Origin of the sequence: Streptomyces sp. FIT100 (assembly GCF_024584805.1) — a bacterium.
GTDB lineage: Bacteria > Actinomycetota > Actinomycetes > Streptomycetales > Streptomycetaceae > Streptomyces.
Map to the genome: position 1 here is coordinate 4,951,803 of NZ_CP075715.1, position 18,383 is coordinate 4,970,185.

Below are 18,383 nucleotides of genomic sequence, written 5' to 3' on the forward strand. Positions count from 1 at the left end.
GGTCATTCTGGCGCATGGGGCAGCCGGAGTTCGACAGTTGCGGGCCGGTCCCGTGCGGACGCGGGTGCCGAAACGGGTGCGGACACGAGTGCGGACGGCCCCCTGTGACACCCCTGTGACAGTCGGCGGACAGTGGCGTGAAGGTGCCCGGGCAGTCTTTTCCCAGCGGCCGGACACCGGCCGACGCCAGCAGACTCCAACCGACGGGGGGCGCGAGATGAACGCACTGCACAGCACGACCTCAAGCGCAGTTGTCACGCGTCTGCACGACGTCACCGTCGGCAGGAGCAGTGAGAAGTCCGGCGCCGTGAACGGGCGGGGGTGCGTTCGCGGCGCCGGGCGCCAGCACAAGCCGTCGCCGCAGCCGTCGTACATGACGGTCATCGACGCGACGTCCGTGCTGCCCGCGCCGGGCACGCCCGGCACGCAGGACACGCAGTTCGAGGGGGGACACGGGGGAAGCGCGTACGGGGAGGCCACGGGGGAGCGGACCGGCCGCTCGGAGGCTGCGGACGCCGAAGCGGCGTTCACCGCCTACGTGCAGGAGCGCCGCGCCTCCCTGTACGCGACCGCGTACCACCTGACCGGTGACCGGTTCGAGGCGGAGGACCTGCTCCAGAGCGCGCTGTTCTCCACGTACCGGGCCTGGGACCGGATCAGCGACAAGGCCGCGGTCGGCGGCTATCTGCGCCGGACGATGACGAACCTGCACATCAGCGCGTGGCGCCGGCGCAAGCTCAACGAGTACCCGACCGAGGAGCTCCCGGAGACGGCGGGCGACACGGACGCGATGCGCGGCACGGAGCTGCGCGCGGTGCTGTGGCAGGCCCTGGCCCGCCTGCCCGAGCTCCAGCGCACGATGCTGGTGCTGCGCTACTACGAGGGCCGGACGGATCCCGAGATCGCGGAGATCCTGGACATCAGTGTCGGCACGGTGAAGTCGAGCATCTGGCGGTCGCTCCGCCGGCTGCGCGAGGACCAGGTCCTCAGCTTCGGCCGTGACGAGGAGGAGTCCTTCGGCGAGCTGGTGGCCTGAGGGCGGCAGTAACGGGGATCCACGGGGGAACGTACGGATCCAAGGGGGATCGCGCGGGCGGACACGGGGGATCGCACGCGGGACACGGGGGAAGACGCGAGGGGCCGGCCGGGACCGAGAGGTCCGGGCCGGCCCTCCGCTCGTTCCGGATGCGGGCGCATGTGACGGGCGCGATCGTGCGGCCGGATGCGACGGATACGCTCGATGCGGCCGATGCGGCCGATGCGGCCGATGCGGCCGATGCGGCCGATGCGGCCGATGCGGCCGATGCGGCCGATGCGGCCGATGCGACCTGGGCGCCGGTCCACCGGGCTGTACAGTCGCTACGCGCGTAGATATGCTCCCCTGGTGACCATGCCCACCATTGCACCTGCATTCGCTGACGTGACCTCGTCCGACAGCGCACTGCGCCGCTTCCTGCACGGGCTCCCCGGTGTCGACGCCGTCGGCCTGGAAGCGCGCGCCGCGTCCCTCGGCACCCGTTCGATCAAGACGACGGCCAAGGCGTACGCCATCGACCTGGCCATCTCGATGATCGACCTGACGACGCTCGAAGGCGCGGACACCCCGGGCAAGGTCCGGGCGCTCGCCGCCAAGGCCGTCAACCCCGATCCGACCGACCGCACGACCCCGAAGACGGCCGCCGTCTGCGTCTACCCCGACATGGTGGCCACCGCGAAGGCCGCGCTCGGCGGGGCCGACGTCAAGGTCGCCTCCGTCGCCACCGCCTTCCCGGCCGGCCGCGCCGCGCTCGACGTGAAGCTCGCGGACACGCGGGACGCCGTCGCCGCCGGGGCCGACGAGATCGACATGGTGATCGACCGGGGCGCTTTCCTCTCCGGCCGCTACATGAAGGTCTTCGAGGAGATCCGCGCCGTCAGGGAAGCCTCCGGTGCCGCCCGTCTGAAGGTCATCTTCGAGACCGGCGAGCTCTCCACGTACGACAACATCCGCCGCGCCTCCTGGCTCGGCATGATGGCCGGGGCCGACTTCATCAAGACGTCGACCGGAAAGGTCGCGGTCAACGCCACCCCGGCGAACACCCTGCTCATGCTCGAAGCCGTCCGCGACTTCCGGGCGCAGACCGGAGTGCAGGTGGGTGTGAAGCCCGCCGGCGGCATCCGCACCAGCAAGGACGCGATCAAGTTCCTGGTGCTGGTCAACGAGACGGCCGGCGCGGACTGGCTGGATAACCACTGGTTCCGTTTCGGCGCGTCCAGCCTGCTCAACGACCTGCTGATGCAGCGCCAGAAGCTGGCGACCGGCCGCTACTCCGGCCCCGACTACGTGACGGTGGACTGATTCACGATGACTGCCTTTGAATACGCACCCGCACCCGAGTCCCGGTCCGTCGTCGACATCGCGCCGTCGTACGGCCTCTTCATCGACGGCGAATTCACCGACGCCGCCGACGGCAAGGTCTTCAAGACCGTCTCCCCGTCCACCGAGGAGGTCCTCTCCGAGGTCGCCCAGGCGGGCGCCGAGGACGTCGACCGCGCCGTGAAGGCGGCCCGCAAGGCGTTCGAGAAGTGGTCGGCGCTGCCCGGCTCGGAGCGCGCCAAGTACCTCTTCCGCATCGCCCGGATCATCCAGGAGCGCAGCCGCGAGCTGGCCGTCCTGGAGACCCTCGACAACGGAAAGCCGATCAAGGAGACCCGCGACGCGGACCTCCCGCTCGTCGCGGCGCACTTCTTCTACTACGCGGGCTGGGCCGACAAGCTCGACCACGCCGGCTACGGCCAGGACCCCCGCCCCCTCGGTGTCGCGGGCCAGGTCATCCCCTGGAACTTCCCGCTCCTCATGCTCGCGTGGAAGATCGCCCCGGCGCTCGCCACCGGCAACACGGTGGTGCTGAAGCCCGCCGAGACGACCCCGCTGTCCGCCCTCTTCTTCGCGGACATCTGCCGCCAGGCGGGCCTGCCGAAGGGTGTCGTCAACATCCTCCCGGGCTACGGGGACACGGGCGCCGCGCTCGTCGAGCACCCGGACGTCAACAAGGTCGCGTTCACCGGCTCCACCGCCGTCGGCAAGGCCATCGCCCGCTCCGTCGCGGGTACGGACAAGAAGCTCACCCTGGAGCTGGGCGGCAAGGGCGCCAACATCGTCTTCGACGACGCCCCGATCGACCAGGCCGTCGAGGGCATCGTCGGCGGCATCTTCTTCAACCAGGGCCAGGTCTGCTGCGCGGGCTCGCGCCTCCTCGTCCAGGAGTCGGTCCAGGACGAGCTGCTCGACTCGCTCAAGCGGCGCCTCACCACGCTCCGCCTCGGCGACCCGCTCGACAAGAACACCGACATCGGCGCGATCAACTCGGCCGAGCAGCTGGCCCGGATCACGGCCCTCGCCGAGACCGGCGAGGCCGAGGGCGCCGAGCGCTGGACCGCCCCGTGCGAGCTGCCCTCCTCCGGCTACTGGTTCGCCCCGACGCTCTTCACGAACGTCACGCAGGCGCACACCATCGCCCGCGACGAGATCTTCGGCCCGGTCCTCTCCGTGCTGACCTTCCGCACGCCGGACGAGGCCGTCGCCAAGGCCAACAACAGCCAGTACGGCCTGTCGGCGGGCATCTGGACGGAGAAGGGCTCCCGCATCCTCGCGGTGGCGAACAAGCTCCGCGCCGGTGTGGTGTGGGCCAACACCTTCAACAAGTTCGACCCGACCTCGCCCTTCGGCGGCTACAAGGAGTCGGGCTTCGGCCGCGAGGGCGGCCGCCACGGTCTGGAGGCCTACCTCGATGTCTGAGCGTCTCAACGTCTTCAAGACCTACAAGCTGTACGTGGGCGGGAAGTTCCCGCGTTCCGAGAGCGGCCGGGTGTACGAGGTGACGGACTCCAAGGGCAAGTGGCTGGCCAACGCGCCGCTCTCCTCCCGCAAGGACGCCCGTGACGCGGTCGTCGCGGCGCGCAAGGCGTTCGGCGCCTGGTCGGGCGCGACGGCGTACAACCGGGGCCAGATCCTCTACCGCGTCGCCGAGATGCTGGAGGGCCGCAAGGACCAGTTCGTCCGGGAGGTCGCCGAGGCCGAGGGCCTGTCGAAGTCCAAGGCGGCCGCCCAGGTCGACGCCGCGATCGACCGCTGGGTCTGGTACGCGGGCTGGACGGACAAGATCGGCCAGATCGTGGGCGGGGCGAACCCGGTCGCGGGCCCGTTCTTCAACCTCTCCACCCCCGAACCGACCGGTGTGGTCACGGTCCTCGCGCCCCAGGAGTCGTCGTTCCTGGGCCTGGTGTCGGTCATCGCCCCGGCGATCGCGACCGGCAACACGGTCGTCGTGGTCGCCTCCGAGAAGGCCCCGCTGCCCGCCCTGTCGCTCGGCGAGGTGCTGGCCACGTCCGACGTGCCCGGCGGTGTCGTCAACGTCCTCTCGGGACGTACGGCCGAACTCGCGGCCCCGCTCGCCGCGCACCAGGACGTCAACGCGATCGACCTGACCGGCGCGGACGAGCAGCTCGCCAAGGAGCTGGAGGTCGCGGCCGCCGACAACCTCAAGCGGGTGCTGCGCCCCCGCGCGGGCGAGGACTGGTCGGCCGACCCCGGTACGGGGCGGATGACCGCGTTCCTGGAGACGAAGACGGTCTGGCACCCCACGGGTTCGCTGGGCGCGTCCGGCTCCGCGTACTGACGTATCGGCGTGTCCGCGGGGGCCCTCAGGCCGATGCCTGAGGGCCCCCGCGGGGCATCAGCCGGGAATTACGCCGCCCAGCAGCGGGCCGGCGACGGGCAGTTCCGACGGACGGCCCAGGGAGCCGGTGAGGGTGCGGGTGTCGAGCGAGCGGAAGTCGGCCACCTGCGTGCTGACGCCGTTGTCGAGCGGGTTGACAGGGGTCCCCGCGAGCGGGTTCAGCGAAAGGGACTTGACCGCGGCGCCCGTGTACCCGATGGCGTCCGTCGTGGGCCCCACGGCTGCCGCCGGGTCGAGGTCGCCCACGTGCGGCGTTTGCGCCGCCTGGGCCGTGCCCCCACCGCCGCCGAGCGCCGCGCCCACCGCGGCGAGGCTGAGGCCGGCGGCCCTCAGCAATGTGTGACGTGCCATCAGCGCCATGAGCATCCTCAATCCTGGCCGGCCACTCCCGCGGCCGCCGAAGTAACCGAATGGACACGAAGCGTAGTTCTGCTGTGATGCTCGATACCAACCGGATCCCCGGGGGGTCCCCCGCAGGGGTCAATGCCTCACACTGGTGTCCCGTGAGTTCCCAACCCCTTCCGACGCGCGTCGTCCTGCTCGCCGGGCCCTCCGGCTCCGGAAAGTCGTCCCTCGCCGCCCGTTCCGGTCTCCCGGTGCTGCGCCTCGACGACTTCTACAAGGAGGGGGACGACCCCACGCTCCCGCTGATGGCGGGCACCACGGCCGTCGACTGGGACTCCCCGGCCTCCTGGGACGCGGACGCGGCGGTCGAGGCGGTCGTGGAGCTGTGCCGCACGGGCCGTACGACCGTGCCCGTGTACGACATCGCCACCAGCTCCCGTACGGGGCGCGAGTCCCTCGACATCGAGCGCACACCGCTCTTCGTGGCCGAGGGCATCTTCGCGGCCGACATCGTCGCCCGCTGCCGGCAGCAGGGCGTCCTCGCCGACGCGCTCTGCCTGCGCGGGCGGCCGTCCACGACCTTCCGCCGCCGGCTGCTGCGCGATCTGCGCGAGGGCCGCAAGTCCGTCCTCTTCCTGCTGCGCCGCGGCTGGCGCCTGATGTGCGCCGAACGCGGCATCGTGGCCCGCCAGACCGCGCTCGGCGCCCACCCCTGCGGCAAGAAGGAGGCCCTCGGCCGCCTCGCCGCGGCGGCGGCGGGCCGCTGCCGCCGCCCCGCGGTCACCTCGGACGCGGTGTCCTCGGGGGCCTGATCGCCCGCACCGCCGGCGGGGCCGGGCGACGGCGTGAGGCAGAATCGGACGCATGACGAGCCCCACCCCCGGCCAGGACCCCGAGCAGCAGCGACCGCGCGCGAAGTCCCAGCGACAGCCGCAGCCGCAGTCGCAGCCCCGGTCGCCGTCGCAGCCGGCGGCGCCGTCGTCGGCCGAGCCGGCGAACGCCGACCGTGTCTTCCGGTCGAACTCCGGGATCGCCACCGGCGTGCTGCTGCTCGCTCTGGTCGCCTGGGTGGGCGGGGACGCGCTCATCCGCGGTCAGGGGCGCGCGCCGTGGCTGGGGCTCGCGGCGATGCTGTTCGTCGTGCCGCTGATCGTCGCCTTCACGCTGCGGCCCGCCGTGTTCGCGGGCGACGACCGGCTCCGTGTCCGCAACCCGTTCCGCACGATCACCATCCCCTGGGCGGCGGTCGCCGATGTGCGAGCCGGGTACTCCAGCGAGGTCTTCACACAGCAGGGCGCGAAGTACCAGCTGTGGGCGATCCCGGTGTCGCTGCGCCGGCGCAAGCGCGCCGCGCGCCGGCAGGCGACCGCCGCACAGGACGATCCCCACGGCCGTACGTCCGTGACGGCGCGCGTCGACGACGCCTCCCGCCTTGCGCCCGCCGACCGGACGGTCGCGGACCTCAGGGACCTCGCCGAGCGCAGCGCCTCCCGGCCGGGCGCACAGGGCGAGCCGCGGGTGCAGTGGGCGTACGAGATCCTCGCCCCGATCGTCGCGGGCCTGGTCTTCCTGGTGGTCCTGCTGGCCACCCGCTGACCGCGGCCAAACCGGAACCAGTTGGTCCGCAGTAAGCCCTTTCGTGTTCGCTTAGTACGCGATGCGTATACCGTCCGTACTTCCACGGACAGTCAACGGACCCTTGGTACCCAAGGGGTAACCGCGGGGCAACGGTCGTATGAAGCATGCTCAGTTGAATTGGTTTAGACCCCAAGCATCACGCGCGTCTCAATAAATTGCTCCTGCCGACACAGTGGGGGTGGGGGCGACATGAAGCAGCCCGGGGAGGGCGGCAGAGCAACCGCTTCCGGCATCAGATGTCTTATTGACATCGATGCCAGGGGTGCCTACGGATGGAGGTTGATCGCCCAGAACGGGCGCATTGTGGCCGTTTCGGCGGAAGTGTTCCATGACTACGCGGCCTGCCGCGACGCGTTCGGGGTGCTCTGCACCGGCCACGCCGACATGGCCGGTGGAGTGCAGCACGCACCGGACGGTACCGGCTGGATGTGGCTGCTGCGGGACGCGGAGGGGGCCGCGACCGCGGTCTCCGGCCGTGCCTACGAGCGTCACTCCACGTGCCGATCTGCATACGAGCGGTTCAGGTCGCTGCTCGACGCGGACGGGGAGGTGCTGTTGTCGATCACTCCGCCGTAACCGGAAGTGCGCCGACGGCTGCATGCCGACACCGGCAAACCCGGATCGGTGATCCGGCCCATCGCCCGGCGGCGGTGGGCCGGACCGTCGGGCCTTCTCCGTGGTAAACGGTGGCGCCGGGCCGGCCATGAGAGGCCGACCCGGCGCCGATTGCGTTGCGTGCCCCAGGGTGTAGGGCTCAGAGGTCGTGGCTCAGAGCTCAGCGCACGTCGACGAAGTCGTCCGCGGAGACCGCGGCCGCGGTGCCGGCCGTACCCGCGTAGGACCAGCGGTAGGAGCCGTCCAGGTACGCGCGGACGGTGGTGGAGACGGTGCCGTCCGCGGCGGTCGGGACGGTCTTGACGGTGAAGTACTCCTCGCAGTCCTCCGGGCGGAACTGCAGCTCGACGGGCTGGCCGGCCTCGGCGCCCGCGTACGCGCCGGTCGCCCAGCTCGCGTGCTGCACACCGCCCGTGACAGTGAGGGTCTTGCCCCACTTCACCGTCTCGGGGGCGGCCTCGGCGGTCACCTGGGTGTCGCGCTGCATGGTGAACGTGGCCGCGTTCTCCAGGAACACCGTGTCGCCGTCGTTGGCGAGGGCGTTGGCGGTGACGTTCCAGGTGCCGGCCAGTGCGTCGTCGGTGAGGGCGGTGCCGGGCTTGAGGTTGAACGTCAGGGTGCACGTGGTGGTGGCGGCGGTCGTCGGCCTGCAGGCAGCCGTCGAACGCACACTGCCGTCCGGGCTGTTGACCGAGCCGTGGTACAGGGTGGCGTTGATCTGCCAGAAACCGGACGGGTCGGTCGCGGTCACATCGACGGTGACGGTTCTGTCGGTCGTGCCGACGACGACGGGCTCGCTGCCGTTGACGGCCACGCTGGTGATGTCGGCGTCGCCGGTCTTCACGTCCGCGTGAGCGGCCGGGACGGCGAGGGCGGAAAGGGCCAGGACGCCGGACGCGGCGACGACAACTGACTTGACACGCATATGAATTCCCCAAGGTGAGTGCCACGGCCTGCCAATAACCCCCCGTCAGGCCCGAATTGACGCGGGCAGCGTACTCATCATGTGGAGAGTTCGGGAAGATTCCCTGTAGGTGGGAAGCAGTCCGAGTCATCCCCGAAAGGGTCGAAGCCGAATATCGGTTACGCCCTCTTTCCGGGCGGCCGAAGGAGAAACTCGGCCGGAATTCCAGACGACTCGGCGGCCACGGATCCGTACCACCCGTGCACCCGTCCGCCGCCCCGTCCGCCGACGCCGCTCGCGGGGCCCGGGCCGCGCACCAGCAATTCTGCACTCGAAGCGCGGATTCGGGTGCCTCCGCTGCCGGTGTCCGAGTCGTTGCGGGCAGAGGTCCCGAGCCGGACCCATGGGCATCCGCAACACCCGGTCCGACGCGCACGGGCTGACATGGTCCGGTCACCCGAGGTTGCCCCTTGGGCACACCTCGTTCACATCTTGGTGCGCCCACGTCAACGATCCGCCAGGACTGTCGCAGCCGTGACGACTGAAACGACGGGTGCGCCGGGAAGTCGGGACACCGGCATCGGACTGCCCGGCCGACCTGGACCGGTCCACCGCCCGCGTGGGCGGTGGACCGGTTGTTGCGTGCCTGCCGCCGGGCGGTGGCCGGACGTTCCCCCCAGGGCGCCCCTCGTTCACAGTGGCTTGCTCGCCGGTACGCCGGATGCCGACAGCTTCTGAGTCGCGCAGGTATTCGCACCGTGCGAATGCGTTGTAGGGGAGGGGACTTCAGTGGCAACCGCGACTGGCGTCGAGGACGCGCCACGCCAACTGCATGCCGACTCGGGCCTGCCTGACCGGCTGTTCAGGGGCACACTGCGGGGTGGCGGGGCCGCCGTTCTGGTGGTCATGCTCCTGGTGGGCGGCTTTCTGACGTACCAGGCACTGCAGGCGCTGAAGGTGGCGAAGTTCGACTTCCTCACCACCGAGGCGTGGGAGCCCAGCTCAGGAAACTTCGGCATCGCCGCTGTACTGACGGGCACGGTGCTGATCGCGACGGTGGCCGTCGTCATCGCCGTACCGCTCGCCACCGGTACCGCCCTGTATATCTCCGAGTACGCGCCCGCCCGCTTCAAGCGGACGCTCATCAGCGTGGTCGACCTGATGGCTGCCGTGCCGTCCGTGGTCTACGGCCTGTGGGGCATGTTCTTCCTGGAGGCATACGCCGTCGACGTGGCCCGCTGGCTGTCGACGTACCTCGGCTGGTTCCCGCCGTTCAAGGTGGTCGGCGCCGATCCCCGCGATCCGCTGGCCGCCGGATCCATCTACACCTCGTCCACCTTCATCGCCGGCATCGTGGTCGCGATGATGGTCGCGCCGATCATCTGCTCCATCATGCGCGAGGTCTTCTCCCAGGCCCCGGTCGGCGAGCGCGAGGGCGCCCTGGCCCTCGGCGCCACCCGCTGGGGCATGATCCAGTCCGTCGTCCTCCCCTTCGGCAAGGGCGGCATGATCGGCGGCACGATGCTGGGCCTTGGCCGGGCGCTCGGCGAGACGATCGCCGTCTTCCTCGTGATCTCGCCGAGCTTCGTCATCCAGCCGCACATCCTGCAGGCCGGGACCAACTCGGTCTCGGCGCTGATCGCCCTGCGCTACGGCGAGGCCAACCCCTTCGACATGTCGGCGCTGATGGCCGCGGGCCTCGCGCTCTTCCTGATGACGCTCGTCGTCAACTTCATCGCTTCGACGATCGTGGCCCGGAGCCGCTCCGGTGAAGCTTCCGATGCCTGATCCCACCATCCAGACAGTGAAAGGGGGCGGCAACCGCATGGGTACGCTCGCCACCGAGTCGATCCCCGGCACGGAACCGGCCGCGGAGTCGAAGGCGGCAACCACCGCCGCCGCCACCAGCTTGCCCGCCGCCGTCAAGAGCATGCGCCCGGAGACGCGCCGCAGCACCTCGGGCCTCCGCGCGACCGACGTGTACGCCGCCGTCGGCGCGGCGGCGGCCTCGCTCAGCATCACCGGCCTGCTGTACACACGACTCACCGGATTCACCGGATTCGTGGGTTTCGTCGTCATCGCGTACGTGCTCTTCATCGGCCTGTACGCGCTGTTGATCTCGTTCGACGAGTCCGGGCCCGCCGTGCGGGACCGCATCGTGTCCGCGTTCGTCCACAGCATGGGCGTGCTCCTGCTGATAGCCCTGGTCTCTGTCGTGCTCTACACGCTGTGGGAGGCCCGGAGGGCACTGCCGCACATGAACTTCTTCATCGAGGACATGACCAATGCCGGGCCACTGGAGCCGCTCTCGGTGGGCGGCATCCGGCACGCCGTCATCGGTACCCTGATCCAGATCGCCCTGGCCCTGGCCGTCACCGTGCCGGCGGGCCTGCTGTGCGCGGTCTTCCTCAACGAGGTCCCGGGACGCTACGCGCGCTTCGTGCGCACCATCGTCGAGGCGATGACCGCGCTGCCGTCCGTCGTGGCCGGCCTGTTCATCTACGCCCTCGCCATCGTGGCTCTCGGCGTGGACAAGTCCGGACTCGCCGCGTCGCTGGCCATCACCGTGATGATGCTGCCGATCGTCATCCGGGCCTCCGACGTGGTCATCCGGCTGGTGCCCGGGACTCTGCGCGAGGCCTCCTACGCACTGGGCGCGCCGCGTTGGCGGACGGCCTGGCACGTGGTCCTGCCGACCGCCCGGTCCGGTCTGACCACCTCAGTGATCCTCGGCACCGCGCGCGGCATCGGCGAGACGTCCCCCGTGCTCCTCACCGCGGGCGTCACCACCGTGACGAACCTCAACCCGCTGTCCGGGCCGATGATCTCCCTGCCACTGGCCACCTTCCAGTTCGTGAAGTCCCCCGAGCAGACCTTCATCGACCGCGGGTTCGGCACGGCCGCCACCCTGCTCCTGCTCGTGCTGGTCCTCTTCGTCATCGCCCGTGTCATCGGTGGACGCGGGCCAGGCCAGCTCACACGACGTCAGCTGCACCGCAAAGTCCTCGGATCGCGCAAGGACCTGCGCCGGATCGAGGGCCGACGCTCCACCGAACAGCTCTCCACCGCACTCGCCCAGGAACCCACGAGGAGTGAGCAGTGACATCCGCAAACGTCCCCACGAGCAGCGGCCCGCCGGGGTGGCGGCAGGCAGGGATCCTGCCGCGCTGGATGCGCGTGCCCGCCCTGGTCACCGGCATCGTCCTGGTGCTGTGCTCGATGCTGGCCGTCGACCCGCCGCGCGCGTACGCCGCGACGTACACCTCGATCAACGGCGTCGGGTCCACCTGGAGCGCCAACGCCATCCAGCAGTGGATCCGCAACGTCTCGCACCAGATGACCGTCACCTACGACGACTCCGGCTCGTCCCGAGGGCGTCAGGAGTTCACCAGCGGCACGGCGGACTTCGGTGTGTCCGAGATCCCCTACGGCCTCGTCGAGAACGGCGTGGTCGAGCCGCGCCCGACGCGAGGCTTCGCCTACATGCCCATCGTGGCGGGCGGTACCTCGTTCATGTACAACCTCAAGGTCGGCGGCAAGCGGGTCACCAACCTGCGGCTGTCCGGTGAGGTCGTCACCAAGATCTTCACAGGGAAGATCACCCGCTGGAACGACGCAGCCATCAAGGCGGACAACCCCAGCCTGAACCTCCCGCCGGTGAAGATCACTCCCGTCTACCGGTCCGACGGCTCCGGTACCACCGCGCAGTTCACCCTGTGGATGTCCAAGCAGTACCCCAGTCTGTGGAACGACTACTGCAAGCGGGCTGGGCGGAAGTCGAACCCCTGTGGTCTGACCTCGTACTACCCCAATGTCAATGGCTCCGGCTTCTACGGCAAGAGCGGCTCGCTGGGTGTGTCCGGGTTCGTGAAGCAGGACCACAACCACGGATCGATCACCTACGTCGAGTACTCCTACGCGCTCAACGAGGGCTTCCCCGTCGTCAAGATGCTCAACAAGAGCAACTACTACGTGGCCCCGACCGCCCAGGCCGTCGCCGTCGGCCTGCTGAAGGCTCGGATCAACACGGACAAGAAGTCGAAGGACTATCTGACCCAGATCCTCGACGGCGTCTACAACAGCAACGACAAGCGTGCCTATCCGCTGTCCAGCTACAGCTACATGATCCTCCCGACGACGACCGAGGGCAGTTTCACCACTGGCAAGGGCCGCTCGCTGAGCGCCTTCTCGTACTACTTCCTGTGCGAGGGGCAACAGCAGATGGCGGAGCTGGGGTACTCGCCACTGCCGATCAACCTGGCCAGGGCGGGGCTTGAGCAGGTCGCGAGGATTCCGGGCTCGGAGAAGCGCAGTGTCAATCTCAAGGGCTGCAACAACCCCACCTTCGCCCCGGACGGTGTGACCAACACCCTGGCCAAGAACGCGCCGAACCCGCCGGAATGTGACAAGAAGGGCGGCCCGACGCAGTGCACCAAGGACGGCAAGCCGGCGCCCAGGAACGGCGGTTCGGCCTCCGGTGGTTCGGGCGGCGCGTCCTCCTCGGGCGGCGCGAACGGTTCGGGCGGCGCGTCCTCCTCGGGTGGCGCGAACGGTTCGGGCGGCGCAACCGGTGGTGCTGACGGAGGGGCCACGGAAGGTGCGACCGGCGGGGCCGACGGAGGCACCGAGGGAGCGGTCATCGACCCGGACACCGGGGAGATCCTCGACTCCGGCACCGATGCCGGCGGCGGCGAGCAGGTCTACGGCACCAACGTCGCGATCGGCGCCGAGTCCACCTTCGGTCTGCGCATGGCGCTGATGCTCCTGTCCGGCGCGATGCTCATCGGCGTCGTCGTGGCCCCGCCCATCGCTTCGCGGTACCTGAACAGCCGAGGGAGGCGTCGTGCGCGCACATCGTAGGGTCCGCCTGATATCGGGGCTCACGGCCCTGCTCGCCGCCGTCGGCCTGGTGGTGCTGCCGCCCACCGGAGGCGCGGGTCAGGCGCGGGCGGCCGAGCTGGAGGATTCGGCGATCACCGTCAACGGCAAGGAGGGGGCGTACGAGGACTTCTCCGGGCTTCGGGTGACGGTTCATCAGACGAAGGGGCTTCGGAGTCAGGGTGTCAAGGTTTCCTGGGAGGGGGGGAAGGAGACGGCAATCGGGTTCCCCGCCAACTACCTGCAAATCATGCAGTGCTGGGGGGATGACCCGGAAGGGCCGGAGCGCGAGCAGTGCCAGTTCGGATCTGCGGAGAAGTCGAACGACGCCCAGTACACGGGCGATCGGATCGTCGGAATGGAAAGCGCTGCAAGTTCGGCTTTCGACCCGAATGAGACCGAGTATCCACACTCGGGAACTGTCGGAGGGTTCGGCTGGGTGCCCTTCCGTCCGGCCACTGGTGAGCCACCGACAACGGCCCCCAACGACGCCACGTACTTCAGCAAGTACACGACCAACGAGCAGCCGTGGCTGAACACCGGTCCCGACGGGACTGGCGAGACCGTCTTCGAGATGCAGACAGCCCTCCAGGCCGCCCACTTGGGCTGCGGGGCCGTGGAGGCGGGCAAGGTGGGGCGGTGCTGGCTCGTCATCGTGCCCCGCGGCGAGTACGAGGCGAGCGGTGCGCACCTGCCCGACTCCCGACTGAAGAGCTCGGCGCTGTCCACGTCCAACTGGGCCAACCGCATGGTGGTCCCTTTGGAGTTCGAGCCCATCGGAACCGCCTGCCCACTGGAGCTTCGTTCGCGCCCCACCTACGGTTCGGAAATGGCCCAGGAGGCCACCGGCTCCTGGCAGGCCGCGCTGTGTGACGCCGAGAACCTCAGCTACAACCACGTCGTCATGAGTGACAGCCAGGCTCGCGTCAAGGCGGCTACCGGCCTCTCCCTCACCCAATTGCCGGTGACCACCGGGGAGGATGAAGCGCCTGTCGTCCACGCGCCCCTGACTGTCTCCGGTCTTGTCGTCGGCTACAGCATCGAATACCCGGGGTCGACGAAGCAGGTCCCGCGGCTGCGGCTCACGGCCAGGCTCGTTGCCAAGCTGCTGACCTACTCGTACCACGAGGACCTGCCCGGACCCAACGGAGTGCCGCGAGAGGGGCTGTCGGAGGGAAATCCTCGCCGTCTGCGTCTGGACCCTGAATTTCTGGACCTTAATCCGGAAATGCGGCAGTGGTCGGAAGTCAATTTGGACGTCGGGATAATGCTGCCCGCGGGGAACTCGGATTATGGGCAAATGTTGTGGAGCTGGTTGCGCAGCGACAAGCAAGCCCGGGAATTCCTGGCCGGTGAGGCGGATCCGTGGGGTATGACGGTGAATCCCTACTATCTGGACCTGCATCTGGACAATGACGAGGAGCGAACCGACTTCCCCAAGGCCGATCAGTACGAGTACCAGCCGCCACGGGGGTGCACGGGACTGAAGATCAGCTTGCTCGATCACCGGCCGTACACGGGAAGTCTGCACAATGCCGCGCTGCGAACGCGCAGGGGCTACAACGGGATGCTGGAAGGAGAAGACTGCACCGCCACGCCGCCCAAGCTCATCGGCAATCCGCAGCGCTCCGGTCAGCGCTTCCAGCTCTCCCTCGTCGACTCTGCGACAGCGGCCCTCTACGGGCTCGGCACCGCGGAGTTGCGCAACGCCAACGGCGAGTGGGTCGCTCCCAGCACCGAGTCGTTCACCAAGGCCGTCGCCGGTATGAAGAAGGGCCCCGAAGGGGTCCTCGATCAGGACCCGGGCCTTGAGACCAAGGGCGCATACCCGCTCACCGCGGTGACCTACGGTGCCGCTTCGACCGGCATGGGTGCCGAACTGCGCACCGAGTACGCGGACCTGATCCGCTACGCGGCAGGCCCGGGGCAGAGTCCGGGCATCGAGCCCGGCCAGCTGCCACCGGGCTATGCCCCGCTCTCCAAGGACCTGCGGGAGCAGGCCGTCAAAGCAGCCGACGAGCTGGCCCGGAAACGGCCGCAGGACAGCGGAGGCTCCACCGCCTCCGGGGGAGCCGGCGGCAGCTCCGGGAACGGCGGCGGGACTTCCGGCAGCGACGCAGGCACCTCGGCGGGAGCGGGCGCAGGCGGACCCGAAGGCGGCTCCACCGGCGGGAACGGGACGGACAGCGCAAGCCCTTCTCCCGCGGCCGGCGGCCCGTCCCCAGGCCCATCGGATCCGGAGAACATCGCGCAGACCGGACCGGCGACTCCGGAGAAGATCCTCGGCATCATCCGCTGGGTGCTGCTGGCAACCCTGATCGCCGGAGTTGCCGGCGCTGTTGCGGGACCGATTCTCATGCGCGTAGGGGTAATGCGCGCCGCGGGGGCCCCTGGGTCTCACTTGGAAGGAAACTCCCCGATGTCTTAGAGGGGTGTTCGTTAACCAAACGACGCCGGGAATTTTGTTGCGGTCACGAAAGCTCCTCGGAATAGTCATGACTGCCCGGCCGACGGGTTTGGGTGCAGAAAAGAATCCAGGATTCTGTGCAGTGTCTCGTTTCTAGTTCCATCCGAATCACGGAGGAAAAATGAACGCGAAGTCCGTCAAGCGCGTGGGTGTCGTCCTCGGCGCCGCAGCTCTGGGTGTCGGCGTCCTCGGCGCCCCCGCGCAGGCCGACCCGACCGGTTTCCGTCCGGTCGTCGCGGTCGGTTCGGACACCACCCAGGAGGTCATGAACGGCATCAGCGCCGCTGGCAGCCTGATCGGTTCCTACGACGCGACCGGCTCGGCGACGATCGACACCCGCTCGGCCGCCGGCGTCTGTGACAGCGTGGCGCGCCCGAACGGCTCCTCGGCCGGTATCAGCGCGCTGGTCGCCGACATCGCCGCCGGCACCAACTGCATCGACGCCGCCCGTTCTTCCCGCGGCCCGAAGGACACGTCCACCAACGACCTGAGCTGGGTCAAGCTCGCCAAGGACGCGGTGACCGTGGCCGTCCGCACGGACAGCGGTCTGATCAACCACAGCTTCACCAAGGCCCAGCTGCAGTCGATCTACCAGTGCAGCACCACCGTGATCAACGTTCCCGGTGTCGGCAACATCACGCTCAACCCGCTGCTCCCGCAGGCCGGTTCCGGTACGCGCACCTACTGGGCCACCGAGATGGGCATCAACGACGTGACGCCGCCCTCCTGCGTCAAGGACACCAACGGTGGCCAGCCGGTCCAGGAGCACGACGGCCGCGCGCTGCTCAACCAGGGCGACCTGATGCCGTTCTCCATCGCTCAGTACATCGCCCAGGTCAATGGTGTCGCCCCGGACCGTCTCGGTGACGCGGACGTCCGTCCCATCGGCGGTGTGGCTCCCTACACCGCGGAGTTCAAGCTGAACACGGCGTTCCCGATCGTCCGTGACGTCTACAACGTCGTCAAGACCACGCGTCTGGGCGAGACGAACATCGCGGCGGCCTTCGTCGGCACCGGCTCCGAGGCCTGCGACTCGGCGGTCATCGAGACCTACGGTTTCGGTCCGCTCGCGGACTGCGGCTCGGTCGCCTTCACCGGCAAGAACTGACGTTGCACCAGCACCGCAACTGAACGTCCGGCCGGGCACCCTCCAGGTGCCCGGCTCCGGGCGTGTCCGCCACCGGCCTTCAGCGGCCGCAGATTCCGCGGTTCTCCAGGGAAGGCGCGGAATCCCACCACGATCCCCTGGGGGGCAGTTGAAATGAAACGCAGACTCCACATGGTCATCCTGGCGGTGATGGCGCTGTTCCTGACCGCGGGAGTGGCGGTCATCACAGCACAGCCGGCAAATGCGGCGTTGGCAGGAACCGTCACGCTGAAGGAGACCAGCGGTAACATCACCGCCAATCCGATGTTCACCGAGGCCACGGTGGACCAAGCGTGCCCCGAAGGTCACCGCGACAAGCTCTACGTATCCGTGCTCAAGCCGGACGGGAAATTGGGGTTCATCTTCAAGAGCATCAGCGGAGGGGATTACGGGCAGGCGCCATTCACATTCCAGGCTCCCACGCTGCCGCCCAATCGCAGAGCGTTCAGTTCGGCCCTTCCCAATCCGGAGAACGGCGTGTACGAGATGCGAGTCACGTGCCAGTCGGCCACTGATCTGACGCCGACAGACGCGGACGACTTGCTCGACCAGACCTTTACCTTCGCGGTTGAAATCGCCAACAACTCCACTTGGCAGGTGAAGGAGGTGGTGGTGCCCGCGGTGGAGACGTCGTCGAATCTCTCGGTGGAGCCGGCCAAGCAGTCGCGCATCGGGCAGAAGTACACGCTGACTGCGACTGTGCAGCCCGCAGACGCGGTGGGATCGTTCCAGTTCAAGGTCGGGGGTAACAACTCAGGCACTCCGGTGCCCGTGGTCGGCGGAGTCGCCTCCCTGGAGGTGACCGCGGCGCCTCTCCCGGGTAATGGCGTGCGGAGTTTGGAATTGGATGCCCTCTTCATCCCGGACGACCCTCTGAAGTTCACCGGCAGTAGTGCGCCGCAGATCGCGGACTACGCGGTCGTCGACCCCGCCTCCCTGGTCGCCCGCGACGAGAACGGCGACAGCGTCGAGCCGAACGCGACTCTCGCACCGAGGCAGAAGGTCAAACTCTCCGTCAAGGGCTTCGGCCCCGAGGAGGAAGTCGCCGTCGCCCTCTCCGGCAGCGAGGCCGCCCTCGACGGCGGCAAGGCCGACAAGCAGGGCACCCTGAACGACTACGAGTTCACCGTGCCCGAGGACGCCGCGGACGGCAACGCCACGCTCTCGTTCACCGGGGCCACCGGCGGCACCAAGGTCGACTTCGCCTTCACCGTCGGTGAGGCGGGCGGCGAGACCGAGGGCGCCACGGAAGGCACGGAAGGCACCACGGAGGGCGAGACCGAGGGCGCCACCGAGGGGGAGACGGAAGGCGCCACTGAGGGCGCGACCGAGGGCGCCACTGAGGGCGCCGTCGCCGGCGGTACCGACGCCGGTGGTGTGGACGTCGGCGGTACCGACACCGGCGGCGCTGCCGACGGCGGCACCGGCGGTAGGGAGGAGAACCCCGGTCCTCTCGCGTCCACCGGTTCCGTGGGCCTGTCCCTCGGCATCCTCGCCGCGCTGCTGCTCGCGGTCGGCGGCTTCGTCGTCTACCACGCGCACCGTTCCGGCCGGCTGCTGAGCTTCGGCCCGACTCCTCGCGACTGAGCAACCCGAACCGCGGGCTGACAGGGGCAACCGGCAACCGCCCCTGTCAGCCCGGTTCGACATCAACCGCGCCACACCAACTGA

General features: G+C 69.1%; 16 protein-coding genes. 14 read left to right on the top strand and 2 right to left on the bottom strand.

The features are described from left to right. The first annotated feature begins 217 nt into the window (after nt 1–217). From KK483_RS22455 to KK483_RS22475, 5 genes are all read left to right on the top strand, one after another. Nucleotides 218–1,036, top strand: coding sequence for a SigE family RNA polymerase sigma factor (locus tag KK483_RS22455; RefSeq protein ID WP_262006999.1), 819 nt, complete (start codon nt 218–220; stop codon nt 1,034–1,036). Between the two features lie 149 nt (nt 1,037–1,185). Next, nucleotides 1,186–1,371, top strand: a complete 186-nt coding sequence (locus KK483_RS22460; RefSeq protein WP_262007000.1) for a hypothetical protein — start codon at nt 1,186–1,188, stop codon at nt 1,369–1,371. Nucleotides 1,372–1,390: 19 nt separating this feature from the next. Next, nucleotides 1,391–2,338 (top strand): deoxyribose-phosphate aldolase, encoded by a 948-nt coding sequence (gene deoC, locus KK483_RS22465; protein WP_262007002.1) that lies wholly within the window; start codon nt 1,391–1,393, stop codon nt 2,336–2,338. A 6-nt stretch (nt 2,339–2,344) separates the two neighbouring features. Continuing rightward, a complete protein-coding gene (locus KK483_RS22470) occupies nt 2,345–3,778 on the top strand; it encodes an aldehyde dehydrogenase family protein (RefSeq protein WP_262007003.1) in 1,434 nt (477 codons plus the stop codon). Beyond that, a complete protein-coding gene (locus tag KK483_RS22475) occupies nt 3,771–4,658 on the top strand; it encodes an aldehyde dehydrogenase (RefSeq protein ID WP_262007004.1) in 888 nt (295 codons plus the stop codon). The genes KK483_RS22470 and KK483_RS22475 overlap by 8 nt, the downstream gene beginning before the upstream one ends. 57 nt (nt 4,659–4,715) lie before the next feature. Here KK483_RS22475 and KK483_RS22480 read toward each other — a convergent pair whose 3' ends face one another. Further along, nucleotides 4,716–5,069: a hypothetical protein gene (locus KK483_RS22480; protein ID WP_262007005.1), complete on the bottom strand. Its 354-nt coding sequence runs from the start codon at nt 5,067–5,069 to the stop codon at nt 4,716–4,718. An 86-nt stretch (nt 5,070–5,155) separates the two neighbouring features. On the opposite strand from KK483_RS22480, the gene KK483_RS22485 reads away from it, so the two are divergent. From KK483_RS22485 to KK483_RS22495, 3 genes are all read left to right on the top strand, one after another. Beyond that, the gene (locus KK483_RS22485) at nt 5,156–5,875 is read left to right on the top strand and encodes a uridine kinase (RefSeq protein WP_262007006.1); all 720 of its coding nucleotides are present in this window, start codon (nt 5,156–5,158) and stop codon (nt 5,873–5,875) included. A 52-nt stretch (nt 5,876–5,927) separates the two neighbouring features. Further along, nucleotides 5,928–6,659 carry a PH domain-containing protein gene (locus tag KK483_RS22490; protein ID WP_262007007.1) on the top strand — a complete coding sequence of 244 codons (732 nt, stop codon included), beginning with the start codon at nt 5,928–5,930 and terminating at the stop codon, nt 6,657–6,659. 321 nt (nt 6,660–6,980) lie between these two features. Next, nucleotides 6,981–7,277 (top strand): hypothetical protein, encoded by a 297-nt coding sequence (locus tag KK483_RS22495; RefSeq protein WP_262007008.1) that lies wholly within the window; start codon nt 6,981–6,983, stop codon nt 7,275–7,277. Between the two features lie 199 nt (nt 7,278–7,476). On the opposite strand, the gene KK483_RS22500 is transcribed toward KK483_RS22495, so the two are convergent. Then, a complete protein-coding gene (locus KK483_RS22500; RefSeq protein WP_262007009.1) occupies nt 7,477–8,241 on the bottom strand; it encodes a calcium-binding protein in 765 nt (254 codons plus the stop codon). Nucleotides 8,242–9,009: 768 nt separating this feature from the next. Between KK483_RS22500 and pstC the strand changes: the two genes are divergently transcribed. From pstC to KK483_RS22530, 6 genes are all read left to right on the top strand, one after another. Further along, nucleotides 9,010–10,008, top strand: a complete 999-nt coding sequence (gene pstC / locus KK483_RS22505; RefSeq protein ID WP_262007010.1) for a phosphate ABC transporter permease subunit PstC — start codon at nt 9,010–9,012, stop codon at nt 10,006–10,008. A 37-nt stretch (nt 10,009–10,045) separates the two neighbouring features. After that, nucleotides 10,046–11,323, top strand: coding sequence for a phosphate ABC transporter permease PstA (pstA, locus tag KK483_RS22510; protein WP_262007011.1), 1,278 nt, complete (start codon nt 10,046–10,048; stop codon nt 11,321–11,323). After that, a complete protein-coding gene (locus tag KK483_RS22515; RefSeq protein ID WP_262007012.1) occupies nt 11,320–13,080 on the top strand; it encodes a phosphate ABC transporter substrate-binding protein PstS in 1,761 nt (586 codons plus the stop codon). The genes pstA and KK483_RS22515 overlap by 4 nt, the downstream gene beginning before the upstream one ends. Further along, complete coding sequence (locus tag KK483_RS22520) at nt 13,064–15,526, top strand: hypothetical protein (RefSeq protein WP_262007013.1); 2,463 nt, start codon at nt 13,064–13,066, stop codon at nt 15,524–15,526. The genes KK483_RS22515 and KK483_RS22520 overlap by 17 nt, the downstream gene beginning before the upstream one ends. Before the next feature lie 160 nt (nt 15,527–15,686). Then, a complete protein-coding gene (locus KK483_RS22525; RefSeq protein WP_262007014.1) occupies nt 15,687–16,673 on the top strand; it encodes a hypothetical protein in 987 nt (328 codons plus the stop codon). A 171-nt stretch (nt 16,674–16,844) separates the two neighbouring features. Then, complete coding sequence (locus tag KK483_RS22530) at nt 16,845–18,299, top strand: Ig-like domain-containing protein (RefSeq protein ID WP_262007015.1); 1,455 nt, start codon at nt 16,845–16,847, stop codon at nt 18,297–18,299. Nucleotides 18,300–18,383 lie beyond the last annotated feature (84 nt).

Coding starts and splice junctions, on each gene's coding strand:
- KK483_RS22475 (WP_262007004.1), top strand. CDS start 3,771: ATGTCTGAGCGTCTCAACGTCTTCAAGACCTACAAGCTGTACGTGGGC.
- pstA (WP_262007011.1), top strand. CDS start 10,046: ATGGGTACGCTCGCCACCGAGTCGATCCCCGGCACGGAACCGGCCGCG.
- KK483_RS22530 (WP_262007015.1), top strand. CDS start 16,845: ATGGTCATCCTGGCGGTGATGGCGCTGTTCCTGACCGCGGGAGTGGCG.
- deoC (WP_262007002.1), top strand. CDS start 1,391: ATGCCCACCATTGCACCTGCATTCGCTGACGTGACCTCGTCCGACAGC.
- KK483_RS22470 (WP_262007003.1), top strand. CDS start 2,345: ATGACTGCCTTTGAATACGCACCCGCACCCGAGTCCCGGTCCGTCGTC.
- KK483_RS22485 (WP_262007006.1), top strand. CDS start 5,156: ATGCTCGATACCAACCGGATCCCCGGGGGGTCCCCCGCAGGGGTCAAT.
- KK483_RS22460 (WP_262007000.1), top strand. CDS start 1,186: ATGCGGGCGCATGTGACGGGCGCGATCGTGCGGCCGGATGCGACGGAT.
- KK483_RS22455 (WP_262006999.1), top strand. CDS start 218: ATGAACGCACTGCACAGCACGACCTCAAGCGCAGTTGTCACGCGTCTG.
- KK483_RS22525 (WP_262007014.1), top strand. CDS start 15,687: ATGAACGCGAAGTCCGTCAAGCGCGTGGGTGTCGTCCTCGGCGCCGCA.
- KK483_RS22480 (WP_262007005.1), bottom strand. CDS start 5,069: ATGGCACGTCACACATTGCTGAGGGCCGCCGGCCTCAGCCTCGCCGCG.
- KK483_RS22500 (WP_262007009.1), bottom strand. CDS start 8,241: ATGCGTGTCAAGTCAGTTGTCGTCGCCGCGTCCGGCGTCCTGGCCCTT.
- KK483_RS22490 (WP_262007007.1), top strand. CDS start 5,928: ATGACGAGCCCCACCCCCGGCCAGGACCCCGAGCAGCAGCGACCGCGC.